Here is a 26,638-nt window from a genome sequence, read left to right as displayed (position 1 = left end):
GGATCCCCACAGCGCTACTTTGAACGCGTTCAATTCATCGTGAACGCGTTCGGCTCTCCCGGGGGGAAACCCTGTGGAAACAGTCGTCGAAGGTGTCGGGCGACGGGCGGTCGAGCGCGCCTTCGGGGCGCCGGTGCTGACCGCCGTCCTGGTTCAACCCGCCCTCGCGCTCGGGCTGTACGGCTACCGCTACGGCATGCGGGACGTCCGCGGTGCGTGCCTGACGACGGGTGCCCCCGCCCTGCTGATCCTGCTGGTCCGCTGCGCCCGCCGGAACGCCGGGCAGCGCCTCCTCACGGAGACGCGGTGGCTCGCGCAGGCGGCGGCGCGCTACCTCCTGTGTTGTACGACACCCTTGTACGCACTCCTGCTGATCGGCATGGCGACGGCACCCGCATGCCGGATCGCGGACGGCTGCGCCCACGGGGACGGCGGCGGCATCGCGCTGGGATTCTTCCTGTGCACAGCCGTCCTGGCGGGGCCCGCGCTGGTGCTCCTGCTCCTCCTGGCGCCGCACGCGCTGCGCGGGCGGCCCGTCCGGACCGTCTTCGCCCTGGTCACCAGCGTCATGCCCGCGCTGTTCCTGCTCGCCGGCTTCTGGCCCAGCCTGCTGATCATCACCGCCCAGTCGCTCTACGCCTGGGCCGCCCTGCCCGTCACGGGACCGCCGGCGCGAGCCGACCGCGCCGAGCAGCCCTGACCCCGGAGGGCGACGCCACACCCGCCGGGCCGGTGCCTGGCAGACAGTCGACGGGACGCGCCCGGTCAGACCGGGGCCCTCGGCGGGCTCCACTCCCCTCCGGACAACTCGTCCACCGCGCGCGCGAGTCCGTCACCGCCCGGCGCCATCGGTCCGCTCGCCACGACGCTCCCACCGATCATCACCGCCACGTGGTCGCAGAGCCGCTCGACCGGTGCCGCGGCCGCGCCGGCGAGGAGCACCGAGCCGCCGCCCGCGACGAACTGCGTCAGGACGGCCCCCATGACCGCCGCCGACCGCGCGTCCACCGCATCGAACGGCTCGTCCAGCAGCAGCAGTCGGGGGGCGTGGATCAGCGCGATGGCCAGTCCCATCCGTTTGCGCAGCCCGGGATCGTATTCCGGCGACGACGCCCGCTGCGCGCCGTCGAGTTCGAGCAGGGCGAGCAGCGCCCCGGCGCGTGCCTCGCCCGCCGGCCCGTCCTCACCGCACAACCGGCCGAGCGAGTAGAGCAGTTCGCGCCCCCGCGGCCGCGGCGGCAGAGCCACCAGGTCCGGCACCAGCCCGACCGCCGGGAGGGCGCGCTGCGGATCCCTCCGGACGTCCGCCCCGAAGACCTCCGCCGTGCCCTCGTCCGGCTGCACGAGGCCCGCCGCCATCGCCAGCACGGTGCTCTTCCCGGCTCCGCGCGGACCCACCAGCCCGTAGCAGGACCCGCCCGGCACGCTCAGCTCCACCCCGGCCACGGCCGTCGTCCGCCCGAACCGCTTGCGCAGCCCCGACAACCGCAGCGCCGGCCCACGAACCGCCCCCACGTGTGCACTCCCGTCCCCTCGACCACGGCCACCGCACACCGACGGCCCCGGGATCGACGCTAGACCGCCCGCAACGGCGAGGGGATGTGCCTTTCTGCAGGGTTCAGGTGCACCTAGCTGCACCCCCCGACGGAGAATTGTGCCGATCGACAGGGCCGGCCGGGCCGACGCGCCGGGCCGACACGCCCCGCCGGGGTTGACCTTCACATCGGTGTGAGGGGGCACCATGGGCCCATGACCGACACTGGGTTCGACCCGTACGCGTTGCTGGAGGCGAGCAGGCTCGGGGTGCTCGCGACGATCAAGGGGGACGGGCGGCCGCAGTTGTCGCCCGTGCTGCCGTACTTCGACCGGGCGGCCGGGGTGATCCTCGTCTCGACGACCGAGGGGCGGGCGAAGACCGCGAACCTGCGGCGCGATCCGCGGGCCGCGCTGGAGGTCACCGGGCCGGACGGCCGCTCGTGGGCCACGGCGGAGGGGACGGTCACGCTCACCGGGCCGGGGACGGACCCGCACGGGCCCGAGGTCGAGGCGCTCGTCGCGTACTACCGGACGGCCGCCGGGGAGCACCCGGACTGGGACGAGTACCGGGCGGTGATGGTGGCGGACCGGCGGGTGCTCGTCACCATGACGGTCGACCACGTGTACGGCGCGAACCTCGCCTGAGCGGCCGGGGGACCGAAGAGACGAGAGCCTGAGGAGACGCGGTACGAGGGCCCCGGGGCGCACGCCTCCGGGGCCCTCGCCGCGTCGGGCGACGACGCGGCCCGCTCACCCCAGCTGGGCCAGGCCCTCCGTGGCGATGCGCTCGAACACGGCCAGGTCGGCGGCGAAGCACGAGTCCGGGATCGGCCAGTGCACGACCAGCTCGGTGATCCCCAAGTCCCGGTACGTCCCCGCCCATTGGACGAATGCGTCGAGCGAGTCGAGCGGCTGCTCGCCGCTGAAGCCCTGGAGGAGCAGCCGGTCGAGCGAGGCCGCCTCCCGCCCCTCGGCCTCGCACGCGGCGGCGAGCCTCGCGAGCTGTGCCGCGACGACCCCCTGGGCCCGCTCCGCCGGGACGTCCGGGTCGGCCGGGTCCCCGCAGGTGACCCAGCCCTGGCCGTACCGGGCGGCGAGCCGCAGCCCGCGCGGGCCGGTCGCGGCCACGCAGAAGGGCACGCGCGGGCGCTGGACGCAGCCGGGAACGTTCCGGGCCCCGACGGCCGCGTAGTAGTGGCCGTCCCGCGTGGTCGCGTCCTGGCGCAGCAGGGCGTCCAGGAGGGGCACGAACTCGCCGAAGCGGTCGGCCCGTTCCTTCGGCGACCACTCCTCGTGCCCGAGCACCTGTGCGTCGAAGCCCGTCCCGCCGGCGCCGATGCCGACCGTGAGCCGTCCGCCCGAGACGTCGTCGAGCGTGATCAACTCCTTGGCCAGGGTGACCGGGTGGCGGAAGTTGGGGTTGGTGACGAGGGTCCCGAGGCGGATGTGTTCGGTCGCCGTGGCCGCCGCCGTCAGGGTGGGCAGCGCGCCGAACCAGGGTTCGTCGCGGAACGACTGCCACGACAGGTGGTCGTAGGTGTAGGCGGCGTGGAAGCCGAGCTCTTCGGCCCGCCGCCAGAGCTTCTGTCCCTCGCCCCACCGGTGGACGGGGAGGATCACGGTGCTGAGGCGCATGCGGCCGACTGTAGCCCGGCGGTTCCGCGCGCCGGCGGCAACTGACCCCGGCCGCCCGCCCTTGTCCTGCCCGCGACCGCCCGCCCCCGACCGCCCCTCCTGGTCCGGGCCCCTGCGCCGGGGGCAGGCGTCGGGGCCGGGTCGGGGTCAAGGGTTTCGCGATGGCACCGCCGGTCTACTGCCCGTCTCCTCGTATCCGCTCCGCGCCACACGCACAGCGTTGAATCCGGAGAGCCGACCGCCCCGACCAGCGATGAACCCCTGCCCGATCGCCCCCACGCATCTACCGGGCGCTCTGCGGCAACGCGGAAGGGGGACGGCCCCCCGTCCCGGAGGGCCGTCCCCGGCTTCTTCAGGTCACCTCAGAAGTGCCGCAACAGCTCGTCGAAGCGCGCCAGTCGGAGCGTCGCGTCCTCGGGACGCAGCTCCTCGTGCTCCAGCACCCAGGTGTGCTCGTGCGGGATGAAGACGGCCTTCAGCCCGGCGCGGACGGCGGGCAGGATGTCGGACTTGGGCGAGTTTCCGATCATCCAGGTGCGGCCGGCGTCCAGGCCGAGCTCGGCGGTGAGCCGCCGGTAGGTGCCCTCGTCCTTCTCCGGCACGATGTGGACGCTCCGGAAGTGGTGGGCGACGCCGGAGGCGTCCACCTTCCACTGCTGCTCCTCCACCGCGCCCTTGGTGAGCAGCAGCAGCTCGTGACGCAGGGCGAGGGCGGCGAGCGTCTCGGCGACGCCCTCGATCAGCTCGACCTGACGATCCGTCAACGGGCGCAGCAGCTCGGCGATCCGGGCGTCGTCCTCGTCCGTCGCCACCCGACCGTGGACCTCCTGGAGGCACTCGCGCAGGCTCAGCCGGAACACGTCGGAGCCGTAGCCGAGCGAGGCGGCGTTCCGCGCCTCGATCCCGTCGAGCAGGGTCCTCGTCCGCTCCTCGTCCCCGGGGGCCGCCACCCAGTCGATGAAGCCGTCGATGACGCGCTCGAAGAGAACGTTGTTCTCCCACAGCGTGTCGTCGGCGTCGAAGACGAGCGTCTGGCCCTTGAGCGTCTGCCCCACTGATCCACCTCACGTGTAAGACCGGACGCCCGACGCTACCCGCTCCTCTTCCGCCCGACACCCGATTTACCGCCCGCCCGGCACCGCGCTCAGGCCCCCAGCAGCCGCCCGGCGCGGTCGATCGTCTCCCGGAAGTTCGCCTCCGTCGTCCGCTCCCGGGCCTCCGCCACCGTGAGCCACTCCAGCGGCGACTGCGGGTTCTCCGGCCGTACGGCGTCGGGCGTCGCGGTTGCCAGCAGGAAGCGCAGGTCCGCGTGCTCGTGCGCCGGCTCGCGGGTCGAGGCGGGCACCGGCACCACGGCGACGTGCACGAGCGCCGCGTCGGGCCAGGGCGCGAGGTCCGCCAGCCCGGTCTCCTCGCGCCCCTCCCGCAGCGCGACCGCCAGCGCCTCCGTCTCCCCGGGATCGCCGTGCCCGCCGACGTGCAGCCACGCCTGCTGCCGCACGTGCCACCGCAGCAGCACCCGCCTGCTCTCCGGGTGCACGATCAGCGCGGACGCCGTGAAGTGCAGCGGCGTCCCCCGGTCCCACGCGTCCGCACCGCTCCCGAGGAGCCCCCGCGCCCGCTCAACGTCCGCAGCCTCGGCCGCTCCCCGCGCCCGGTACTCCCCGAGCAGTTCCGCAGGCCCCGTCCCACTCACCACGCCGACACCCTCCACACGCCCCTTGCCCTGCAAGCCCGTTGACCACGTCGACCCCACCGTACCGGGCACCGGCACTCCCCCGGCCGGATTAAATCCCGGCCGGAAGAGGACGGCGCGCCCGCGGGCCGTCGCCCCTACGGGCGTGTGAACGTCACGTGCGTGACGCCGCTCGGAGTCGTGACCGACTCCACGCGGAAGCGCTCCTCCAGGCCCTCAAGACCGTCCCACAGGCGCTCGCCACGGCCGAGGACGATGGGGACGACCGCGACGTGGAGGTGGTCGACCAGGTCCGCGGCGAGGAAGGCGCGAACGGTGCTCGGGCCGCCGCCGATCCGGACGTCCAGGCCGCCCGCGGCCTCGCGCGCCCGGTGGAGCACCTCGTGCGGGGTGCCGTCGACGAAGTGGAAGGTGGTGCCGCCGTCCATCTCGACGGACGGGCGCGGGTGGTGGGTGAGGACGAACACCGGGGTGTGGAACGGCGGGTTGGCACCCCACCAGCCGTTCCAGTCGTGGTCCTCCCAAGGCCCCTGCTGGGGGCCGAACTTGCGGCGTCCCATGATCTCCGCGCCGATGCCCTCACCCCACGCGCGCGCCACGGCGTCGTCGACGCCCGTGCTGCCGCCCTTCTCCCCGTGCATCTCGCGGAACGTCCGGGTGCCGAAGAACCACTGGTGGAGTCGCCCCCCGGCGTGGCCGAACGGCTGGTCGAGGCTCTGGCCCTCCCCGGTGCCGTAGCCGTCGAGGGAGATCGAGAAGTTGTGGACTCGCACGCGGGACACGACGTGGCCTCCTGCCATCGATCCGGTGCGGCGGCTCACCGCACTCACCGCTGCCGAGCGTAGCCGCGCCCGGCACCGGATCCCGGCAGGCACCGACGGCTGATGACAGCGGCGGCCGACCCGGCCGACACCCGCACCGGCACCGACCTCCTGACAGCCGCGGGCGCACCGACCGCGGACCCGCGGAAAGACGGATGACAACGATCAGCGGCGGACGACACCATGCCCGTCGCCGCCGGCCTCTGCCGTGACTTCTCGCCGCCGGCCGCGGCCGGTCCGGCTACTCGCGTGACCACTCGGTCTCGGCCTGGGGATCACCGAGCGTGTCCCGCCCCTGCCAGGCCCGGACCCTGATCGCCCGCGGGCAATACCCGCGGGCCGCCGATGTGATCGGGCTCCAGCGGATCAGGCCGGTTCACGCGCCTCCACGCCTGCCGGTCGGCTGCTGCCCACGGACGTCCCGGCTGACGGTCGGACGCCGCTGCGACCCTTGGTCACCCGCACGAGTGAAGGTCGGCGTGGAGCCGGATCGCCGGCGGAAGCAGGTCGGGGTTCGGTGCCTAACGTGGTCCGGAAAGTCACCGTCGGTGGGCCGGTCGACCGGCGTCGCCGTGTCCCCAGGGCCAAGAGGTATGTCATGAATCGTTTCATCACGCTCACTGCCGGTGTGGTCGCCGCGGTGGCCACCGCCTCCGGATGCAGCAGTTCCGGCACCACGGCTTCCTCGACTCCGACCGCGAGCACCGGCACGCCCACGACCGCCGCCGGCTCTGCCGCTCCCAGCGGAAGCGCCGCCACGGTGAAGACGGCGAGTTCGCCGTTCGGCCAGATCCTGGTCGACGGTTCCGGTAGGACGTTGTACCAGTTCAAGGCCGATACGGGTACGACCTCGACCTGCAACGGCACCTGTGCGCAGAACTGGCCCCCGCAGATCACGACCGGAGCACCCGACAGCAATGGAGTGACCCCGTCCCTGGTCGGAACGACCACCCGTTCGGACAACTCGACCCAGGTGACCTACAACGGCCACCCGCTGTACCACTTCTTCAAGGACACGAAGCCCGGGGAAACCAACGGCCAGGGCGTCAACGCCTTCGGCGCTTCGTGGTACGTCGTCAGTCCCAGCGGTGACGCGATCACCAGCGCAGCCTCCGCGGCGGCTTCGCCGTCGGCCAGCTCCACGGGCGGCGGTGGCAGCTACTGAGGCCCACTCCTGAGCCTGTGCAGCTGGGAGAGAGCTCGGCTCACGTCGCCGACCGGTGCGAACCCGCATGACCATCCCTGCTCGGCGCTCGGAATTCGAAACGGACCGCAGCCTCCGGCAGCCCTGCCAGTGCCCCCGTCTCCCCAGCGACGCATCTCGTCACGCCGGCCGTGATGGACTCCGTGACGTAACTGCGGCAACGGCTCGGCGGGCTCTCCGTGGAAGTGGAGGTCGCCTGCGAACGAGATCATCCGGCACAGGTGCTCCTCGAAGCGGGCGAGGACGCCCGTCTGGGCGTGGTCGGCTCCCGGGGGTCGGGGCCTGGGGACGCCTCACCCCCGGGCCGACCGGTACGGCGGTCGTCCGCCACACCCGCCTTCCCGTGGTCGTCGTACCGGCGGAGCACGACACCTCGCCTGCCTGACCTCCGACTTCAGGCCCGTGCTCCGGATGCTCGCTCAGGTGAGTACGGCGCCGCGCAGCAGGAGCAGGCCGACGTCGAGGGCGGCCAGGGCGAGGGTGGCCAGGAAGGGCAGCCGGCTGCGCGGGTCGGACCGCGGCGGCCACGCGACGACGAGTGCCAGCGCGCCGGTGAGGGCGAGTGAGGTCGAGCCCGCGGCGCCCACCCGCCCGGACGGCCCCAGGACGAGGACGAACGCCCCGGCGAGCAGCAGCACGGCGGCCAGGACCCTCGCCGGTCGCGGGCCGAGGCGCTGGGGCAGGCCGCGGACGCCCGTGGCCAGATCGCCGTCGATGTCGGGCAGGACGTTGGTGACGTGGGCGCCCGTGCCCAGCAGTGCGCCGGCGACCATCACCCATCCGGCCGGCCAGGGATGTCCGGGCAGCGCGAGGGTGACGAAGGCGGGCAGCAGCCCGAACGCCGCGGCGTAGGGCAGCCAGGAGAGCACCGTGCGCTTGACGCCCAGGTTGTACGACCAGGCCGCAGCGACCCCCACCAGGTGAGCCGTGGCGGCCGCGAGCCCGTTGGCCAGCGACAGCGGAACGCACAGCGCGAGCGCGCACCCGGAGGCGACGGCCACGGTCCGCGGGCGCACCGCGCCGGCCACCAGCGGCTTGTCACCCCGCCCGGTGGCAAGGTCCCGGTGCAGATCGACTCGGTCGTTGCACCAGCCCACCGACAGCTGCCCGGCGAGCACCGCCGAGGCCGTCAGCGCGCTTCCCGCCGGACCCCGCCCGGAAGCGACCGCCAGGGCGGTGACCACGGCGGTGACGGCGATCGAGGGGAGGGCGTGGGAGGCGGCCAGCAGCCCACGGACCGGGCCGCCCCCGCCCGGACGGGACCGCCCGGCCGCGGGTGTGTACCGGGATCCGACAGCGTGCACGGCCCCATGCTAGATCGGGCAAACTGCCGAATGCTGGCCATTTCATGATGAATAGTCACATTGGCCGTAGTCTGGCCAGATGACCAGAGTCGCCGCCGTCCACGGGGTGCTCCCGCCGCACCGGTACGAGCAGGACGAGATCACCGAGGCCCTCGCGGCGATGTGCCTTCCGCCCGGTGGGGAACGCGGAGTGCTGGAACGGCTGCACGCCACCTCGACCGTCGGCACCCGCCACCTGGTCCTGCCGCTGGAGCGCTACCAGGAGCTGGACGGCTTCGGGCAGGCCAACGACCTGTTCGTCGAAGCCGGGGTGGAGCTCGCCGAGCAGGCACTGACCGGCGCCCTTGCGGCGGCCGGGCTGGCACCCGAGGATGTCGACCTGGTGATCTCCACCTCCGTGACGGGCATCGCCGCGCCCTCGCTGGAGGCCCGGCTGGCCGGGCGGGTGGGCCTGCGGCCGGACGTGAAGCGCGTGCCCGTCTTCGGCCTCGGCTGTGTCGCGGGCGCGGCGGGCCTGGCCCGCCTGCACGACTACCTTGAGGGACATCCCGAACAGGTCGCGGTCCTGCTGTCGGTCGAACTGTGCTCGCTCACCCTGCAGCGCACCGACACCTCGGTGCAGAACCTGGTCGCCGGTGCACTGTTCGGCGACGGCGCCGGCGTGCTGGTGGCCGTCGGCCGGCGGCACCCGCTCGCCCGAGAGTGCGCGGGCCCCGAGGTGGTGGCCACCCGCAGCCGGCTGTACCCCGGCACCGAGCGCGCGCTGGGCTGGGACATCGGCGACACCGGATTCAAGATCGTGCTCGGCGCCGAACTGCCCGAGCTGGTCCGGCTGCACGTCGGCGAGGACGTCCGGTCCTTCCTCGCCGAGCACGACCTGAAGCCGCCGGACGTCACCGGCTGGGTCGCCCATCCGGGTGGGCCCAAGGTGCTGGACGCCCTGGGCGAAGCACTCGGACTGGACGCGCGGGCGCTGGAGTTGACGCGGCGTTCGCTGTCCCGGGTCGGCAACCTCTCCTCCGCCTCGGTACTGCACATCCTGCGAGACACCCTCGCGCTGTGCCCGCCGCCGCCCGGCACGCCCGGCCTGCTCCTCGCCATGGGGCCGGGCTTCTGCTCCGAACTCGTCCTGCTCCGCTGGTAGGTCCGTGTGCTCCCTTACACCCTGCTGATCCTCCTGGTGGCCGCCGAACGCCTCGCCGAACTCGCCGTCGCGCGACGCAACGCCACCTGGAGCCGTGCGCGCGGCGGCGTCGAGTACGGCCGCGGCCACTACCCCGTGATGGTCCTGCTCCACACCGGGCTCCTGGCCGGCTGCCTGGCCGAGGTCCGGTTCGCCGACCGTCCGTTCCCGCCCGCCCTCGGCTGGCCGATGCTCACCCTGGCACTCGGCGCTCAGGCACTGCGCTGGTGGTGCATCGGCACGCTGGGGCCGCGCTGGAACACCCGGGTCATCGTGGTACCCGGACTGCCCCTGGTCACCAGGGGGCCCTACCGGCTGCTCAGCCACCCCAACTACCTCGCCGTCGTCGCCGAAGGGGCCGCTCTGCCCCTCGTCCACGGCGCCTGGCTCACCGCGACCGCCTTCACCCTGCTCAACCTGCCCCTGCTCGCCACCCGGCTGCGCTGCGAGAACGCCGCCCTGGCCAGCTGCGCCGCGGTGCCGACGTGATCGACCTGCTGGTCGCCGGTGGCGGACCCGCCGGCCTCGCCACCGCGATCCACGCCGCCCTGACCGGGCTCGACGCGGTGGTCGTCGAACCACGGCCGGCCCCGATCGACAAGGCGTGCGGCGAGGGACTGATGCCCGGGGCCGTCCGCGCCCTGGCTGGGCTGGGGGTGGCCGTGGCCGGCCACCCGATCCACGGCATCCGCTACCTCGACGACCGCCACCGCGCCGAGGGCAGGTTCCGTCACGACGCCGGGATGGGCGTACGGCGCACCGTCCTGCACGCGGCGTTGTCGCGCCGGGCGGCCGAGCTCGGCGTGCCGATGCTGCCGGGGAAGGTCACCGCAGTCCACCAGGACGGCGACAGCGTCACCGCCGCCGGCCTCACCGCCCGCTACCTGGTCGCCGCGGACGGCCTGCACTCGCCCATCAGGCGGCAGTTGGGCCTGGAGCTCCCCGACCCTCGACCGCCGCGCTACGGACTGCGGCGGCACTTCGAGGTGGCGCCCTGGACCGATTGCGTGGAAGTCCACTGGTCCGCACTGGGCGAGGCCTACGTCACCCCGCTGGGCCCGGACCTGATCGGCGTCGCCGTCCTGACCGGCGAGCGAATGCCGTTCGACGCGCTGCTGCCCGCGTTCCCCGGGCTCCTGCACCGCCTCGCCGCCCGGTCCGTCTCCGCCGTCCGCGGCGCCGGACCGATGCGCCGGCGGGTCCGGGCCAGGGTGGCCGGGCGCGTCCTGCTCGTCGGCGACGCCGCCGGCTACATCGACGCACTCACCGGGGAGGGCATCTCGCTCTCCCTCACCGGCGCCGCCCACCTGGTGCGCTGTGTCCGCGCCGACCGACCGCAGCAGTACGAGCGGGCATGGCGGCGGGCCACCCTCAACCACCGCCTGCTCACCGACGCACTGGTACGCATCCGCGCCAGCCCGGTACTGGCCCCGCGAATCGTCCCGCTGGCCACCCGCGCTCCCGCGCTCTTCACCGCCCTGGTCAACCGCCTCACCTGACGGCGTCGCCGCACAGGGCGCTGCCGCCGCCACGCAAGCAACCCGCGTCGCCGCCCTCCAGCGCGCCATGGCCGGGAACACCTCGGCCGACACGACGACCACGTCTTTCAGGACGCCCACGCCAAGCCCCTTCACCCGGCCGCGGTCCGCCGGCGCTCCTGCCCGCCGTTGCCACGAGGTGTGGCAGGGGTAGACCGTGCACCGCCGTGCCACGGTCAGCTCCTTGCCGCCCTGGCCGGGTGCGTGCGTATCCGCCGGTGGAACGGGGTCCCGGTGCACGGCCTACCAGGCGGGGCGGGGGGCGGGAACCGCTCTCTGGTTTTCGTTATCGGGATCCGGTTCGTCGGTCTCCTGGGGGTCGACGCGAACGACGCGTCGACGAGGAGCGAAGGCGTATCCATGAGCAGTGAGTTCGAGACCGTGGTGATCGATACGGTGGTGTCCGAGCCGGACGCTGCGGGAGGCGGCCGGTCGGGGGTGTCGCGGCACGGGCGTGGGCGTGGTCGGCGGCGGGCTGTGGGGCGGCCGCGTGGGAAGGCGGCGGTTGCCGGGGTTGTGGGGCTGGTTGCGGTCACGGGTGGGGTGCTCGCTGCGGCGGTGTCCTCGGGGGGCGGGTCCGCTTCGCCGTCCGCCGCGGCCGGGGTGGTGTCGCCGGGACCCGGTGTCACGTTCGCCTCCTCGGTCCAGCCCACCGGTACGCCGAGTTGGGCGGGCACTGCGGCCACGACGGCGAGTGCCGCGGCGACCGCGACGGCGAGTGCCGCGGCGACCCCGTCGGCGAATCCGTCGACGACCGGTACGCCGACCGGTACGCCGAGCGGTACGCCTACCGTTCGCAAGACCCAGGCGAGGCCGGCGAGCAGTGCCCCGGTGATTCCGGCGAGCAGTGCCCCGGCGATCCCGGCGGGCCAAAAGCCCACCAGTCCCGCCACGCACGGCGCGCCGGTCGCGGGGACACCGGCGACCGGTACCGCTGCCCAGTTCGCCCAGCAGATCGTCGACGCGGTCAACGCCGAACGTGCCAAGGCCGGCTGCAAGCCGCTCACCGTGAACGCGAAGCTGCAGGCCGTGGCGCAGGAGCACTCCGACGACATGGCCGCCCGCAACTACTACGAGCACGACACCCCGGAAGGCGTCGACCCCGGAACCCGGATGACCAACGCCGGGTACGGCTGGCAGAACTGGGGCGAGAACATCTACGAGAGCCCGAAGGACCCCGCCACGGCCATGGATGGCTGGATGAAGAGTCCCGCGCACCGCGACAACATCCTGGACTGCGTCTTCACGGAGACCGGCGTCGGCGTGAACCTGAGCGCCAACGGGCCCTGGTGGACCGAGGACTTCGCCCGTCCCCAGTGAGCGGACGGTGAGCCCACCGCCGGCTCGATTTCTGTTGTTCCCACCCTCCCAGCAGGTCGCACACGGCGCGGGAGGAACGATCACCCAGGTGAGGACGTCGGACGCTGATGAACAGTGAAAGCGGCAGCGAGACGGTCGCCGCGGCGCAGGCAGGAGATGCGGCGGCCCGCGAACGGTTGATAGCCGACCACCTTCCGCTGGTCTACAACGTCGTCGGCCGCGCGCTGGACGGCCATGCCGACGTGGACGACGTGGTGCAGGAGACCATGCTCCGCGTCGTCAACTCCCTGGAGACGCTGCGCGAGCCGTCCTCCTTCCGGTCCTGGCTGGTGGCGGTGGCGATGAACGAGGTCCGCCGGCGCTGGACGGCCCGGAAGGCGGCACCCGTGCCGGGTCTGCAGGAGCTGACGCAGGTCGTCGATCCAGCCGCCGACTTCGTGGACCTGACCATCCTGCGGCTCGGCCTGACGGGCCAGCGCAGGGAGGTCGCCGAAGCCACCCGCTGGCTGGACGAGCGCGAGCGCGACCTGCTCTCCCTCTGGTGGCTGGAGACCGGCGGGGAGCTCACGCGGCCCGAACTGGCGACAGCCCTCGGCCTCACACCGCAGCACACAGCCGTACGGGTCCAGCGGATGAAGGAACAACTGGAGATCGGCCGCCTGGTGGTGCGAGCACTCGCCGCCGACCCACCGTGCGCCGAACTGACGGAGCTCACCACGGCCTGGGACGGAAAGCCGGCCGTACTGTGGCGCAAGCGCATCGCCAGGCACGCCCGGAACTGTCCACACTGCGCGGGACACCAGCACGGTCTGGTACCGGTCGAGGGACTGCTCGCAGGCCTCCCACTGCTGCTCCCGCCACCGCACCTGGCCTCACCGCACCTGGCCGCGTTCGCCACCACGGCCGCACAGCAGGCACTCTCCCGCACAGCGCCCGCGACGGCACGGTCGACCACCCCGACACGCAGGCGCCGCCCACGCGACGGGCGAGCGATCAGGACGGGCAAGGCAGCCGGGGCAGTCACGGTCGCCTTGACCGTCCTCGCCGGAGTGCAGATCCTCCGCCCCGGCCCGGAGCACACCGCGCCCGCTCCGTCGGTCGCGGTCACGCCCGCGTCCCCGGCGCCAGCCCCCACCACGCCGTCTCCCGAACCGCCCGCCACCGAACCGCCCACCACCGAGCCCCCGGCCCCGCCGCCCGCCACCACCGCTTCTCCGAAGGCCGCCACCACCCCGTCCGCACCTCGGAAGACCCTCGAACAGCAGCTCGTCGACCTGATCAACCTCCAACGGGCGAAGAACGGCTGCAGACCGCTGCGCGTCAACCAGCGCCTGCACGCGGCTGCGCAAGGGCACTCCAACGACATGGCCGCCGCCGGCTACTTCGACCACGTCGACCCGCACGGCGACCACGCCGACAGCCGCATGACCGCCTCCGGCTACCAGTGGGGTGCGTGGGCCGAGAACCTCGACCGGGACACGAGTTCGCCGAACACGGTGCTGAAGGACTGGTCGGACGGCGCGATTCACCAGCAGAACATGCTCGACTGCCAGTACACCGACGCCGGTGTCGGCGCCGCCCCCGACACGAACGGCCTGCTCTGGACCCTCGACCTGGGCAGCCCGGGCTGACCGCCCTGCCGGTCCGCCACTCGCGTGCCACTCGCGGCGGGCCAGGAACGACGACGGCTCGACGGACACGGTGGGGCGCGAGATGGGGCCGGTGATGCCCCGGCCTTCCAGTTCGGGGCACGACCAGCGCGGCAGCGGTGCTCCGGTCCCCGAACTGTTCGACGCCGTCCCCGAAGACGCGGGGATCCAGGTCGTGCTCAGCGGTGTCCGGGCCCCGCACGAACTCCTCATGGAGCGCTGGGTGCGGACCTGCCGCCGCGAGCTGCCGGACCGCGCCCTGATCGGGAACGAGCTGCCTCTACTCCACGCTTTGCGGGAGTTCGAGACGTTCTACAACGGCCACAGGCGGCACCAGGGCATCGCGGACGCCCGCCTCCTCTGCGCCGTTCCCCGGCCGATCGACAACCTGGAGAAGATCGCACGCCTCGACATACGCCGAACCGACCGACTCGGCGGCCTCCTCCACGAGTACCAACTTGCCCTCCGAGCAGGGCGGATGAGGTCTTCGGCAAGGGCAGTCGTGTCGCGCATCGGAGCTCATCTCGCGGCGCCGAGGTCGAGCGTCCACCACGGGCCGCCGTCGCCCGGGTGGACGCCGACCCCGATGTCGGTGAAGCCGCAGTCGAGGAGGCGGCTGCGGGCGCTCGGATCGGCCGTCCAGCCCGACGTCACCGTGGCGGCGTCCTGTTGGCCGCGGGCGTTGGCCTCGATCGCCGCCGTCCACAGGTACCCGGCCTCGTCGATCCGGCGTTCCGGGCCCGCCCCATCGGGGTCGACGCGCCCGAAGTAGTGCCGGGCCGCCATGTCGTCCGCGTGCCGTTGGGCGACGTACTGGAGCCGTGCATCGGTGCGGAGGGGAGCACACCCGAGGTCCCGGCGCTGCGCGTTCAGCATCGTGACCACCTCGGGGGCCGGTCCCCGGGCCGGGGCCGGCGTGGTCGACGACGGCGTGGGTGTGGCGGACGGGCGCAGCGCCGGGGAAGCGCTGGCGCGCGGGGACGACCCGGCCGACGGGGCAGCCGCCGGCGTGACCGGCGAGGTGACCGATGCGGCGGCCGACGGGATACCGGACGGGCTCTGCGTCCCCATGGGAACGGCGGCGGAGGCCGCCGGTGACGCGGACCCGGCAGCGGCCATGGCAGGGGGCCCGTCGGGCGGCGCGGGACGAGCCGCCGCGGCCTGCGGCGCGTCGACCGGGCCCACCAGCACGACGGACGGTGCCTGCGCCGGGCCCCCGCAGCCGAGGGCGGCGAGAGCACAGACGCCGGCCACCGCGCCCGCTGCCGACAGCCAGACCCACACGCGCATCGGCACCGCGGCAGCCGGCCGTCGCCTGCCCGAACGGCGGCGGCGATATCCCTCGCCGGCGGGCGCACCCAAGGACACCCCCGCCGCCAGAGCACCGGGCAGCGGTACCAGCGGCAGTCCCCCGAGCACGACCTCGGCAGGCATCATGGCACCGGAGCACCGGAAGCAGGCCACGCACCCGGCGGCGTGGTCGGCGATCCGCTCGCGCCAGCCGGGGTCCGGCACGCCGCTCCAGGCCTCGACCAGGGCTCTCAGCTCCCTGCAGCCGGGCACGGCCGCCAGCGCCCGCTGAGCAACCCGGGCGGAGGTGAGGCCGCCTGCCAACCGGTCCAGCAGTACCGCCGCGTGTTGGCGCGAGAGGTCCAGCGCCTCAGCCAGCTCGGGCCGGTCCAGGACGCCGCAGGACTCCAGCCACCACAGGGCCAGCACGTCCCACCCGGTGTCGCCGAGCCACCTGGTGGCCTCCGCGATCTCCCGCCGCTCGCCGGTCAGCTCCAGCCGTACGACCGTGAGGTCGACGAAGTCGACGGTGGGCGGGGCCGGTTCCTCCAACCCTCCGCCGCCCGGGGCGGCGGAGGGCGGAGGGACGGTCCGGCTGTGCCGCCGGACCTCGTCCACCGCGATCGCCGCCAGCCGTAGCCGGAGCCGGGCTGCGGCGTCGGGGCCACCATGCGCCCTTATCGCCCGCACCACCGTCGCACGGGCTACGGCGGCACGCACCGCCTCATCTGTGCCCGGACACCCGTCGAGTGCCCGCCCGACGATGTTGTAGGCCAGGGGCAGCGCCTCGGCGAGGAGCCGAGCGGTCGTCTCGTCGTCCTCGGACCGCGCCCGCACCCCGGGCCCGCTCGCAGTCAGCATCTGTCGTCCGCTCTCTTCATCGGTCTCTCCACTGCCGCGCCCGGCCGGTCGACGTCGCCGGTCAACCGGGCGCGGCGGGACGGGGGGACATCCCACCGGGCCCGACGGGGCCGCCAGGGCGGCTGCCAGGAAAGGTCGTCCGTCCGTGCCCGTTCCCACCGCGCGCGCCACCCGGGCGGGGCCGATGGCCTCGTACCCGCTCGTCGCTGCTGCCCCGGACGGCGGTGCTGCGGCCTGGCCGGCGGCGCCGGCCTGCGGGCGGCCGAGGCTGGCGTGCAAGACTGCCAGCCGACGGCGCGCGCGCAGCCGAGCGAGACGCTCAGCAGGGCGAACCGGCGGCCCCGAAAGCGACGGCGGTGACGGCTCGGCTGTCTGGCGGCAGGCATGGAACTCCTCTCCTGGCAGGGAACGGCAGCGGGGCGGGTGGGCGCGTGGGCGCACGTCCGCGGGTCCGCCGACCGCCTATCGGGAGGTGGCAGCGGGCACGGGTGGCCGACTCGGCGGCATGGGTGGCGCAGTGAGCAGGACATGCGCGTACAGGCCCATGGCCGCGGCTGTCGCGACAAGAATGAACGGTCGGCGAATGCCGAGCAGGGCCGGCAGCGACCGCAGCGATCCGCCCGGCGGCAGGTCGGTCCGGTGTCGGCGCCGAGGTGCCCGATGGTTCATCGCGACCCCCTCCCGCCCGCCGCCCTCGGCGCTGGCGGGGAGGACCCGGGACGGATCGAGCCGATGCGGTCGCGGTGGTCCAGCAGCTCCCTCGGCATGTCGAACGCGACCGCGGCCACCGTCTGTTCGCCCAGCGGGGTGTCGCGGTGGTAGGTGGCGACGAAGCGCTCGGAGCGCAACGAACCCTCCACGACCTCGATCCGCTCCCCCAACGCCGGGAGCCCGACGGCCTGCAGGCGCGTGCCGTGCTGCTCCGACCAGAACCGGGGGGCGGGAGTGAACGGCATCGCCCGGTCGGGCCCCCACAGCAGCGAGTCCGCGGCGTGCTGGCCCATCTCGACCGCGTGGATGAGGTGTTCGACCCGGCGGGGCACGGCGTCGAAACGAAGGTTGGGCCAGCGGGCGACATCGCCCGCCGCCACGATGTCCGGAACGAGTCGCCCTGCCCGGTCCACGGCGTGGCAGCCCGCGCTGCACAGGACACCGTCGGAGACGTCCAGTCCGCTGCCGGCCAGCCAGTCCGTCCGGGGCACACCGCCCAGGCCGAGGACGGCGAAGTCGGCCTCGACCGTCCCACCGTCGTCCAGCCGCAGACGCAGGCCGTCACCGGTGTCGGTCCACTCGGTGATCCGGGTGCTCAGCCGGACATCGACACCGGCCCGTGCCTGGATGCGCCCGACCACCCGGCCGAGCCGGGTGCCCAGCACCCTCCGCAGCAGCGGCGCGCTGTGCACCACGAGCGTGACGTCCAGTCCCATCTCCCGGAACGTGCAGGCGAGTTCGCAGCCCACGAAGCCACCGCCGAGGATCAGCACGCGGCGGGCGCGGGCCGCGTACACGGCCTGCCGGATGGCATCGGCGTCCTCCGACGTCCGCACGGTGCGGATGCGTTCACTGGCGACCGGGGTCTCCGGCAGGCGCTTCGCGTCCACGCCGGTGGCGATGACCAGTCCGTCGTAGTACAGCCGTTCACCGCCCCGGAGGAGCACGTACCGGCTCACCGGGTCGAGCCCGGTCAGGTGGGTGCCGAGCAGTCGGTGGGCGTCCAGCGGCTCGTCGGCCCGGAAGGCGAGGTCCGCGCGGTTCAGCTTGCCGGAGAGGAACTGCTTCGACAGTGGCGGCCGGCTGTACGGCCGGTGCAACTCCTCTCCCACGAGCACGAGTTCACCGTCGAAGCCGCGTTCGCGCAGGCGGGCCGCTGCGCTCAGCCCGGCCAGGCCACCTCCGGCGACCACGATCCGCCGACCGCCGGACGAGGCGCCGGGGCGGCGCCGACCGGTACGACGCCCCGCACCGGGACGGGCGCCGGCCCGGACGGTGATCGCCTGCATCGGGCAGCAGCGAGCCGCCTGGCGGGCCTGGGCGGCGAGCCGGGCCGGGAGGTTCGCCGTGTAGTGCAGTGAGCCGCTCTCCGAGATCCGGAAAACCTCGGGGGCCTCCTGCTGGCAGATGCCGTAGACGTGGCAGCGGCTGTTGTCCACGCTGACCTTCACCGGCCCGCTCTCGGCCAGAAGTTCGGGCCGGACCGGCAGGACGGGCCAGGGGCGGACCGACGTCGGCGGAGGCAGGACCGGATCCGGCGTGCCGATCACCGTGCGCTGCCCGGGTCGTTGTCGAAGACGCGCCGACGGAGCCTGGACTCCGAGGGCAGCACCCGGGTCATGAAGACGAAGAGGCAGGTGCCCGCACCGGCGGCGACCGTCACCGCCACCCGGTCGAAGTGGCGCGGCTCCGGATGCACGGTGAAGATGTGCAACCAGACGAGCGCGAACGCCGCGTACCCGAGCTGGTGGAACCTCAGCCAGCGCCGGTACCCGAGGCGCCGTTGCAGCCAGACCGAGCACCCGACCGCGATGCCGAGCTCGGTGCCCAGGATGCCGAAGCCCACGGGGACCCTCTGCAGGCCACCGGTGAACGGAACGACGAGTTCGTGCGCGCCGATCTCCCAGACCGGCTGGTAGCGGAAGGTCACCCCGTGGACCCCTCCGAAGATCAGGGCGGCGAGGGCGATGGTCATGTGCGCGCCGTACACCGTGGGCCGGTTGACGATCCGCTGGAACCAGCGCATGCGCAGCACCGCGCCGAGGACGACCGCGACCACCATGAGCACGTAGGAGATCAGCGCCATCAGCCGGGCGATCCTGTGGACGCCCGAGTCGTACGTCACGTGCTTCTCGTACGCGTCCAGCGGCGAGCCGGGGATCGGGGCCGCTCCGGCCCCGTGCGCCCCGAGGAGCACGGACAGCACGTGCGGCGCCGCTTCAGCAAACATGGTCAGGATCAGTCCTTGCCTTCTCGTCCGGGCGGGCGTCCCTGAACGGCATCCCACATCAGGGACGCCCGCGAGCGCTCGACGACCGGTGCCGGAACGGCGGGGGAGTGTGCCGTCCGTCGCCGACGGAGCGAGTCGGCCACCCCGGGGGAGGGCGGGCCGACGGGACCGATCGTAGGCAACTCGGACACGCACGGATCGCCGCTCACAGAAGGCCCTAAAGAACCCATAAGGTTCTGCTCACCCGCCCGTCGGGCGTCGCCATCGCCACCGTCCCCGCCCCGGACGGCCCGCGTCGGCGGCCCGGTGGTCCTGAACCGTGGCACGGCCGAGCTCGACCTCCACCCGGGCGCCGCCCGCCGCACCGCGCAGAATGCGCAGCTCACCACCGGTCGACGAGGCCGCACGCCGGGCTATGTCCAGGCCCAGCCCGGTGGACCCGCCCGTGCTGGCGCCCCGCGACAGGGCCAGGCCCGGATCCGGGATCCCGTCCCCGTCGTCCTCGACCACCAGGCAGGCGCCCCGCGCTGCGGGCAGGACGCTCACGCGCAGGGCCGTCCCCCGGGCGGTGTGCCGGAAGACGTTGCCCACCAGGGAATCCACGACCGCGCCGAGTTCATCCGCCGACAGGGCCACGGGCGTCGGAACACCGGTGGCCGTGAAAACGCACTCCCGGTCCTGCTGTGCCGCCAAAACCGACCAGAAACGGACCCGTTGACGCACCACTGCGGAGACCTCGCAGCCCCCGTCGTCCCGCCGAGCGGGACGTGCCTCCGACGCCCCGTCCTGCCCGGACAGGTGCCGGGCGGGCCGCGTCCGGGCAGTGCGGATGATCGAGTCCACTTCCGACTCCAACTGGCGGATCGCAGTGGTCATCCGCTCCGCACCAGGCACATCGCCGACCTGTTCGTCGGCCAGGTGCAGTGCGGTCAGCGGTGTCCTCAGCCGGTGCGACAGATCGGCGATCAGCTCCCGTTCGTTGTCGAGCAGTTGCACGATCCGCTCGGCCATCGCGTTGAACGCCGAGCCCGCCTCGTGGAGTTCCCTGGGACCGGCGGGCTCCACCCGGACGTCCAGATCGCCCGCCCCGAGCGCGTTCGCGGCCTGGGACAGGCCGCGCGAGGAGCGCACGACCCTGGAGCCGAGCCGGTCGGCGACCAGCACCGAACCGGCCACCAGCAGTGCGGCCAGCACGGACATCACCGTCCAGCCGGTGGCCACCCCCCGGACCAGCTCCTCCTCCGGAACGAACGCCTCGACCACAGCGACCCGGTCGCCGCCCAGCAACACGGGCTGCAGATAGTCCCAGCCGCCGGGCACGTCGCGGCCCGCCGACTCGCGGTCGGCCGCCGCCACGCTCAGCTGCCGCTCGGAGGCATGGCCGACACCGATCACGGTGCCATCCGGCAGATGGACACAGAGCCGGTCCGACGCGTCGAGGCCCGCCACCACCTGGCGCACCGCCGCCGGATCGGTGGACACCGCCAGAACGGGCGCCAGTACAGCGGCACGCTGCTGCGCCGACTGCGTCGCCTGACTGTGCACCTGGGTGCTCAACAACAGACCGAGGGGGATCAGGAAGGACAGCGCCACCATGGAGGTCACAGCCAGTGCGACCATGGCCAGGGTGGCTCTCACAGCGGAGAGACCAGCTTCACACCGACGCCGTGAACGGTGTGCAGGTAGCGCGGCCTCGCGGCGCGCTCGCCGAGCTTGCGCCGCAGGCAGGAGAGATGGACGTCGACGGTCTGCTCGTCCACGTAGGGCTGGCGCCACACCTCGGCGAGGATCCGCTTGCGGGACACCACCCGCCCGGCGTTCTCCGCCAGGAAGGCGAGCAGGTCGAACTCACGGCGCGTCAACCGGATCTCCTGACCCGCCAGGTGCGCGGTACGCGCGAGCGGGTCGACGCGCAACTCGCCGACGACAACCGGCGGCCGCTCCCCGTCGGCCGCGTCCGACGCCCCGCCGGCGGCAGCGGAATGCGGCCCGTACGCCCTGGCCGGCGCTTCCGCCCCGGCCGCCACGGGTGCGCAGCGGCGCAGCACGGCGGACAGGCGGGCGGCCAACTGGGCTCCGGAGAAGGGCTTGACCAGGTAGTCGTCGGCGCCGGCTTCGAGAATCCTGATGATCTCCCGCTCGTCGTCGCGTGCGGTGGCCACCAGAACCGGGACACGGGACAGGCCGCGGATCATGCGCAGGACGTTCTCGCCGTCCAGGTCCGGAAGCCCGAGGTCCAGCACGACCGCGTCCGGCGGGCACTGGGTGATCTCCTGCAGGGCGCTGAATCCGGCGGCGACGCCGCGCACCGTGCGACCGCTCGCGGTCAGCGCCTTGACCAGCGATGTTCGAATGATCGGGTCGTCTTCGACGACGAGGACGGACGTCATGCGGCACACCGTAACCGATGGGCCAGGATGTCCCCATGAAGCCCGCATTGCGCTATCCGCTCATCTGGCTGGGGTGCACGGCCATCGGCGTCACCGCGGTCGCCCTGACGGTACGTGCGGCGATCCGTCCCGCCACGGCCGGTGTTCCGGCAGCCCGTTCGATCCCCACCACCGTCGTCACGGTGACCCCCGTGCCGGCAACGACGACGCCGACGGCCACCGCGGGCCCGACGCCGACTGCCGGCGCCGCCCTCTCCGCCACGCCGTCCGAGCAGGCGACGTCCACGCCCGCACCGACGCTTGCCACCCCGAGGATCTCGATGGGCAGGGTGGAACCGACCACCGGCCGTTCCCGGCACCCGTCGGCCGACCGCGGTCCGTCCGGCTGCTCCCAGGACGCCGTGCTGAGGACGTACCAGGCCGCCGGCGGTACGGCGACCGTCGCGGTGGACCCCGGCGTCATCTGCCTGGTGTCCGCGGTGCCGGCCTCCGGCTACACGATGAAGGTGAAACAGCCCGGCCCCACCTCGCTCGTGGTGGACTTCTCCGACGGCACGCAGACCTCCGAGATCAGCGTCACCAGCAGCTGAGTCCGGCACGGGCAGCGACGGCGCCGATGGCCCGATGCCGCCGACGGGTGGCATCGGGCCGGCTCAGCGGCACTCCCCGGCTACGGCAGGAAGTACATCGGGTTCGGCAGCTTGAACGTCCGGTCGGCGTGACCGCCGGACAGGTCGCTCTGCTGGTCGCCGAAGTTGCCCACGATGTCGTAGCCGAGGCTCTCTATGTGGGCCCGGGTACCGGACTTGTACTCCACGACGGAGCAGTTCGCGCCGCAGGGCAGGTAGGACGGAGGCGTGCTCTTGTCCTTCATGAACAGGTGCGCCGAGTCCGCGGCGGGGAAGCCGACGGCGGCGAGGTTGGCCGCAGTGGCGGCGCGCTGGGACTCGGGACGGCCGGTGACGTAGAAGACCGTGTAGCCCTGCTGCTGCGCCCGGGTCGCCAGGTCGTTCATGCCGAAGACGGCCGGCATGGTCTTGGTGGCGATGTACTGGGCGTTGCTGACGGGGTTGTAGACGAACGTCGTCTCCAGCTCGTAGTTGTACGTGGACAGCGAGGTGTCGTCGACGTCGAGGACGATGGCCCGGTGCTCGCCGTGATCGCGCTTCGCGCGCTGGGCCAGGTACTTCTCGGCCTGGTTCTCGATGCCGCGCACCTGCACGGCGTAGTTGCCGTCGGAGGAGGGCCAGTGCTCGCCGTTGGCGTCGACGGTGTCACCGTAGTACGCCTTGATCGCGGCCACCTCGTCGGTCATGTTGGTGATCTGACGGTCGGTCCGGGGTGCTTTGGCATCCGCCGACGCAAGTCCTCCGCCGGCCACCACCGCGCCGGCGACCACGCCGACGGCAAGGGCGGCCAGGCCGCGGGCAGGTGACGTCAGGGTACTTCTACGCATGAGGGTTGGCTCCTTCTGCCGCGCGCCACGAGGGACGCGACTCGCCCGTCGAGCTGTGCGGCGGCTCCGTGCTGCCCCGCACCGTAGGGTCGGTGAACCTGGCAGGTCAAGACACGTCTACGCGCATGGTCTACGCGCGATGCCGAACGGATCGCGTCTCAGTAGATGGAATATCAACCCGATTGCCTTCTACAGACTGTTGCCAGGAGTTCAGGCTGTGGCAACCTTTCGTCCACTTCGCCGGATCACCACCCGGTCGACGCGCACCGTCGTCCCCGCGCGCTGCCCTTCCTACGCGCCGCCGTGCCCGCACATCGTCGTGCCCGCGCACTGCCGTTCACGCGTACCCCCTTCCCCGCCTCACAAGGAGTCAGCATGGGCCCCCGACGCCCCACCGTCGTCGCCCTGGCCGCAGCCGCAGCCCTCGGCGCAGGCCTGCTCGCCGCCCCTCAGGCCCTCGCCGCCGGCGAGCACCCCGACGCCCACCATCGCGAGAGCGGATGCGTCATGCGAGCCGGAGACCACCCGGTCGACCACGTCATCTACCTGACGTTCGACAACGTGCACTTCACCCGCGACAACCCGAACGTGCCCTCCGACCTGGAGCAGATGCCACACCTGCTCGACTTCCTGGAGCACAACGGCACCCTGGACAGTGCGCACCACACCCCGCTGATCGCCCACACCGGCAACGACATCCTCACCCAGCTCACCGGCCTGTACGGCGGCAACCACGGACAGCCGGTCTCCAACTCCTACCGCTACTACAAGCCGGACGGGACGAGCGCCTCCGCCCGGACCTTCGCCTACTGGACCGACGGCATCGCCGACCCGGCCACCCCCACCCCCGGCGACACCGCGCCGACCATGGTCACCCCGGACGGCCGGAACACCCCCGCCCCCTGGACCGCCTACACCCGGGCGGGCTGCGACTTCGGAACGGTCTCCACGGCCAACACCGTGCTGGAGAACACCACCTCCGACATCGACAAGGTCTTCGGCCCCGGCTCCCCCGAGGCCGCCGAGGCCAAGGCCGACCCCGTCCGGGCCCAGGCCGACATCGTCGGCATCGGCGTCCACTGCGCGCAGGGCTCCGCGCACTGCGCCACGCCCGCCGCCCGGCCGGACCTGCTGCCCGACGAACCCGGCGGCTACCACGGATACCGGGCCCTCTACGGCGCCCGCAGCGTCGACGCCGTGATCTCCCCCGACCACCCGGTCCGCGCGATCGGCGGAGCCCCCGTCACGGACAAGGCCGGAAACCCCGGATTCCCCGGCTTCGACTCGACCTCCGCCGACAACACCCTCGGCTACCTCGCCACCATGCAGGAAGCCGGCGTGCCCGTCACCTACGGCTACATCTCGGACGCCCACGACCGCTACCCCGGCGGCAGCGCCTACGGCCCCGGCGAAGCCGGATACGTCGCCCAGCTCAAAGCCTACGACCAGGCCTTCGACGGCTTCTTCCAGCGCCTGGCCAAGGACGGCATCACTCCCGCCAACAGCCTCTTCGTCGTCACCTCCGACGAGAACGACCACTTCGTGGGCGGCAAGCCCAGCCCGGCCGGCTGCGACGGCGTCACCACCCCCTGCAGCTATCAGCGGATCGGCGAGATCAACGCCAACGTCCGCGGACTGCTCGCCACCCAGCAACACCTCACCACCCCCTTCCAGCTGAAGTCCGAGTCCGCCCCGAGCTTCTACCTCGACGGCAACCCCGCCCCCGACGCCACCACCACCCGCGACTTCGAACGCGCCGTCTCCGAACTGACCGCGGTCAACCCGCTCACCGGCACCACCGACGCGATCAGCCACCGACTCGCCGACCGCGCCGAGATGAAGCTCCTCCACATGGTCACCGGCGATCCCCTGCGCACCGCCACCTTCACCGACTTCCTCGACCCGAACTACCTCGCCGTCGCCGGCGCCGCGAACTGCGCGACCCCCTGCGTGGGCCTGAACGCGGAGGAGGCCTGGAACCACGGCGACTTCGCTCCCGACATCAACACCACCTGGCTCGGCCTGGCCGGCCCCGGCGTCAGGCGCCTCGGCGCGACCGGCGCCGTCTGGTCCGACCACACCGACATCCGCCCCACCATGCTCGCCCTGCTCGGTCTGCACGACGTCTACGCCCACGACGGCCGCGTCCTGACCGAGTTCCTCGCCCCCCGCGCACTCCCGAGGAGTCTGCGCGCCGCGGACCAGGCCGACAACCGGCGGCTGGCCGCCGACTACAAGCAACTCAACGCCGGAGTTGGAGAGTTCGCCTCCGCCACGCTCGCCGCCGCCACCACGGCCGCCGCCTCCGACACCCCCGGCGACACCCGCTACAAGGACACCGAAGCCAAGCTCGTCAGCCTCGGCGAACAGCGCGACCGCCTCGCCCGGCAGATCGGCGACCTCCTCGACCCCACCGCCCCCGGATCCGGCCGGCTCACCCCGGCAACGGCCAGGAACCTCGCCCGCCAGGCCGAGGACCTGATCCACCAGGCCGACCAGCTCGCCCGCGGCTGACCCACCACTCGGCGGTGGGCGGAACCTCCCCGCCCACCGCCGCAGCGTGTCCACCCACCACCCCACGTCACCCGCGCCCAGGACTCACCCATGCCCCGAACTTCCGCCCGCCGGGCAGCCCTGGCCGCCACCGGCCTCTGCGGCCTGCTGGCCGGCAGCTGCGCCTCCGGTCAGGCCCCCGACAACTCGCCCGCGGCCCTGCGGGCCCGGCTGCCGCAGTCGATCCGCGCCACCGGTGAACTGCGCATCGGCTCCTACCTCAACTACGTCCCGGTCGAGTTCAAGGACGGCGGCGGCGCGCCCACCGGCCTCGACCCGGAACTCGCCGCAGCCCTCGGCTCCTACCTCGGCCTGCGCGTCAAGATCCTCGACATGCCCTTCAGCGACCTCATCCCGGCCGTCCAGTCCGGGAAACTCGATCTGGCGATGTCGGCCGTCATCGACACCCGCGACCGCCAGCAGGGCACGGACGCCACCGGTCACGTCACCAACCCCGGCGTGGACTTCGTCGACTACTTCCTCACCGGCACCTCGATCCTGGTCAAGGCGGGCAACCCGCTGGGCCTGTCCACCCTGGACAGCCTGTGCGGCCACACCATCGCCGTACAGACCAACTCGGTCCAGATCAAAGTCGCCAAGGCGCAGTCCGCCGCCTGTACCCGGACCGGCAGACCGCTCAGGATCGACTCCACGGACACCGACGGCCAGGCCGTGGCCGAGGTCTCCTCCGGAACCGCCGTCGCCGACCTCAACGACTACCCCGCCGCCTCCTACAACACCACCGCGCCGAACCGCAGAGGAATGTTCCAACTGGTCGGCAAATACCAGGAGTCGAACCTCTACGGGATCGTGGTCAGCCGGGACCGGAAGGACCTGTCGGACGTGCTGTCCCGCGCGGTCGACCAGCTGGTCAGCAACGGTACCTACCAGAAGATCCTCGACAGGTGGAACGTGGGCAACGGTGCCGTCGTCAGCGCCACCGTGAACGCCGGGCTCTGATCCCGGCCCCACACCGACGGCCGGGGACGGCGGGCCCGGGGCAGTGCGCCCCGGGCCCGCCGCCGTGCACCGATCCGGCCCGCCGCCCCGTGGCCCGCTCCCGGCGGGACTCGGCCCAGCTGCGGGAAAGCGTTATCTCCACGCTCCGTTCCGTTCTCCTTCATCGCCGGCCCTCCCACCGGCGTTCCCTGGACCACACGGAGCAACGACACATGCAGTTCCACGAAGACCGGCCGACCCAGCACATGCCCCCGGTAAGCGGAGACGGCCGGTCCCCCGACGGTCACCGCGAAAAGGGCCG

At 73.0% G+C, this 26,638-nt stretch carries 23 protein-coding genes; 11 read left to right on the top strand and 12 right to left on the bottom strand.

The genetic code is table 11. The features are described 5' to 3' along the window. Positions 1-73: 73 nt before the first annotated feature. Positions 74-700, top strand: a complete 627-nt coding sequence (locus AB0C76_RS17825) for a hypothetical protein (protein WP_359965610.1) — start codon at positions 74-76, stop codon at positions 698-700. Positions 701-765: 65 nt separating this feature from the next. On the opposite strand, the gene AB0C76_RS17820 is transcribed toward AB0C76_RS17825, so the two are convergent. Further along, the gene (locus tag AB0C76_RS17820; RefSeq protein WP_359965607.1) at positions 766-1,515 is read right to left on the bottom strand and encodes an ATP-binding cassette domain-containing protein; all 750 of its coding nucleotides are present in this window, start codon (positions 1,513-1,515) and stop codon (positions 766-768) included. Positions 1,516-1,749: 234 nt separating this feature from the next. Between AB0C76_RS17820 and AB0C76_RS17815 the strand changes: the two genes are divergently transcribed. Continuing rightward, complete coding sequence (locus tag AB0C76_RS17815) at positions 1,750-2,181, top strand: PPOX class F420-dependent oxidoreductase (RefSeq protein ID WP_359965604.1); 432 nt, start codon at positions 1,750-1,752, stop codon at positions 2,179-2,181. A 105-nt stretch (positions 2,182-2,286) separates the two neighbouring features. On the opposite strand, the gene AB0C76_RS17810 is transcribed toward AB0C76_RS17815, so the two are convergent. The 4 genes from AB0C76_RS17810 to AB0C76_RS17795 all read right to left on the bottom strand — a co-directional run bounded on the left by AB0C76_RS17810 (position 2,287) and on the right by AB0C76_RS17795 (position 5,649). After that, on the bottom strand, positions 2,287-3,171 hold the full coding sequence (locus tag AB0C76_RS17810; RefSeq protein WP_359965601.1) for an LLM class flavin-dependent oxidoreductase: 885 nt from the start codon (positions 3,169-3,171) through the stop codon (positions 2,287-2,289). A gap of 362 nt (positions 3,172-3,533) precedes the next feature. Beyond that, positions 3,534-4,226, bottom strand: a complete 693-nt coding sequence (locus tag AB0C76_RS17805) for an HAD family hydrolase (protein WP_359965598.1) — start codon at positions 4,224-4,226, stop codon at positions 3,534-3,536. A gap of 89 nt (positions 4,227-4,315) precedes the next feature. Next, positions 4,316-4,867, bottom strand: coding sequence for an NUDIX domain-containing protein (locus AB0C76_RS17800; RefSeq protein WP_359965595.1), 552 nt, complete (start codon positions 4,865-4,867; stop codon positions 4,316-4,318). 137 nt (positions 4,868-5,004) lie between these two features. After that, positions 5,005-5,649, bottom strand: coding sequence for a dihydrofolate reductase family protein (locus tag AB0C76_RS17795; protein ID WP_359965592.1), 645 nt, complete (start codon positions 5,647-5,649; stop codon positions 5,005-5,007). A gap of 556 nt (positions 5,650-6,205) precedes the next feature. On the opposite strand from AB0C76_RS17795, the gene AB0C76_RS17790 reads away from it, so the two are divergent. After that, positions 6,206-6,853 (top strand): hypothetical protein, encoded by a 648-nt coding sequence (locus AB0C76_RS17790; RefSeq protein ID WP_359965589.1) that lies wholly within the window; start codon positions 6,206-6,208, stop codon positions 6,851-6,853. A gap of 458 nt (positions 6,854-7,311) precedes the next feature. On the opposite strand, the gene AB0C76_RS17785 is transcribed toward AB0C76_RS17790, so the two are convergent. Beyond that, positions 7,312-8,196, bottom strand: a complete 885-nt coding sequence (locus AB0C76_RS17785; RefSeq protein WP_359965586.1) for a UbiA family prenyltransferase — start codon at positions 8,194-8,196, stop codon at positions 7,312-7,314. Between the two features lie 79 nt (positions 8,197-8,275). On the opposite strand from AB0C76_RS17785, the gene AB0C76_RS17780 reads away from it, so the two are divergent. From AB0C76_RS17780 to AB0C76_RS17760, 5 genes are all read left to right on the top strand, one after another. Beyond that, complete coding sequence (locus tag AB0C76_RS17780; protein WP_359965583.1) at positions 8,276-9,340, top strand: type III polyketide synthase; 1,065 nt, start codon at positions 8,276-8,278, stop codon at positions 9,338-9,340. 6 nt (positions 9,341-9,346) lie between these two features. Further along, entirely contained in the window at positions 9,347-9,868 is a 522-nt protein-coding gene (locus AB0C76_RS17775; RefSeq protein WP_359965580.1) for an isoprenylcysteine carboxyl methyltransferase family protein, read from the top strand. Further along, positions 9,865-10,878: an NAD(P)/FAD-dependent oxidoreductase gene (locus AB0C76_RS17770; protein WP_359965577.1), complete on the top strand. Its 1,014-nt coding sequence runs from the start codon at positions 9,865-9,867 to the stop codon at positions 10,876-10,878. The genes AB0C76_RS17775 and AB0C76_RS17770 overlap by 4 nt, the downstream gene beginning before the upstream one ends. A 399-nt stretch (positions 10,879-11,277) precedes the next feature. Further along, positions 11,278-12,237: a CAP domain-containing protein gene (locus AB0C76_RS17765; RefSeq protein WP_359965574.1), complete on the top strand. Its 960-nt coding sequence runs from the start codon at positions 11,278-11,280 to the stop codon at positions 12,235-12,237. A 107-nt stretch (positions 12,238-12,344) separates the two neighbouring features. Further along, positions 12,345-13,868 (top strand): sigma-70 family RNA polymerase sigma factor, encoded by a 1,524-nt coding sequence (locus AB0C76_RS17760; protein WP_359965572.1) that lies wholly within the window; start codon positions 12,345-12,347, stop codon positions 13,866-13,868. 537 nt (positions 13,869-14,405) lie between these two features. Here the strand turns inward: AB0C76_RS17760 and AB0C76_RS17755 are convergent. From AB0C76_RS17755 to AB0C76_RS17735, 5 genes are all read right to left on the bottom strand, one after another. Beyond that, positions 14,406-16,037: a CAP domain-containing protein gene (locus AB0C76_RS17755; protein ID WP_359965569.1), complete on the bottom strand. Its 1,632-nt coding sequence runs from the start codon at positions 16,035-16,037 to the stop codon at positions 14,406-14,408. A 665-nt stretch (positions 16,038-16,702) separates the two neighbouring features. Further along, positions 16,703-18,298 carry an FAD-dependent oxidoreductase gene (locus AB0C76_RS17750; RefSeq protein WP_359965568.1) on the bottom strand — a complete coding sequence of 532 codons (1,596 nt, stop codon included), beginning with the start codon at positions 18,296-18,298 and terminating at the stop codon, positions 16,703-16,705. Next, the gene (locus AB0C76_RS17745) at positions 18,295-18,978 is read right to left on the bottom strand and encodes a ferric reductase-like transmembrane domain-containing protein (protein WP_359965566.1); all 684 of its coding nucleotides are present in this window, start codon (positions 18,976-18,978) and stop codon (positions 18,295-18,297) included. Before AB0C76_RS17745 ends, AB0C76_RS17750 begins: the two co-directional genes overlap by 4 nt. A 240-nt stretch (positions 18,979-19,218) precedes the next feature. Beyond that, complete coding sequence (locus AB0C76_RS17740) at positions 19,219-20,574, bottom strand: HAMP domain-containing sensor histidine kinase (protein ID WP_359965564.1); 1,356 nt, start codon at positions 20,572-20,574, stop codon at positions 19,219-19,221. Positions 20,575-20,612: 38 nt separating this feature from the next. Further along, a complete protein-coding gene (locus AB0C76_RS17735) occupies positions 20,613-21,368 on the bottom strand; it encodes a response regulator transcription factor (protein WP_359965561.1) in 756 nt (251 codons plus the stop codon). 35 nt (positions 21,369-21,403) lie between these two features. Here AB0C76_RS17735 and AB0C76_RS17730 point away from each other — a divergent pair, with 35 nt between their 5' ends. Then, entirely contained in the window at positions 21,404-21,958 is a 555-nt protein-coding gene (locus AB0C76_RS17730; protein ID WP_359965558.1) for a hypothetical protein, read from the top strand. Between the two features lie 80 nt (positions 21,959-22,038). Here AB0C76_RS17730 and AB0C76_RS17725 read toward each other — a convergent pair whose 3' ends face one another. Continuing rightward, the gene (locus tag AB0C76_RS17725) at positions 22,039-22,824 is read right to left on the bottom strand and encodes an HAD family acid phosphatase (protein ID WP_359965555.1); all 786 of its coding nucleotides are present in this window, start codon (positions 22,822-22,824) and stop codon (positions 22,039-22,041) included. 375 nt (positions 22,825-23,199) lie between these two features. Between AB0C76_RS17725 and AB0C76_RS17720 the strand changes: the two genes are divergently transcribed. Further along, positions 23,200-25,338 carry a hypothetical protein gene (locus AB0C76_RS17720; protein WP_359965552.1) on the top strand — a complete coding sequence of 713 codons (2,139 nt, stop codon included), beginning with the start codon at positions 23,200-23,202 and terminating at the stop codon, positions 25,336-25,338. Between the two features lie 90 nt (positions 25,339-25,428). Then, a complete protein-coding gene (locus AB0C76_RS17715; protein ID WP_359965550.1) occupies positions 25,429-26,337 on the top strand; it encodes an ABC transporter substrate-binding protein in 909 nt (302 codons plus the stop codon). Positions 26,338-26,638 lie beyond the last annotated feature (301 nt).

It is taken from the genome of Kitasatospora sp. NPDC048722 (assembly GCF_040650235.1).
Lineage (GTDB): Bacteria > Actinomycetota > Actinomycetes > Streptomycetales > Streptomycetaceae > Kitasatospora.
This window is presented reverse-complemented; position numbering and strand designations above follow the sequence as displayed.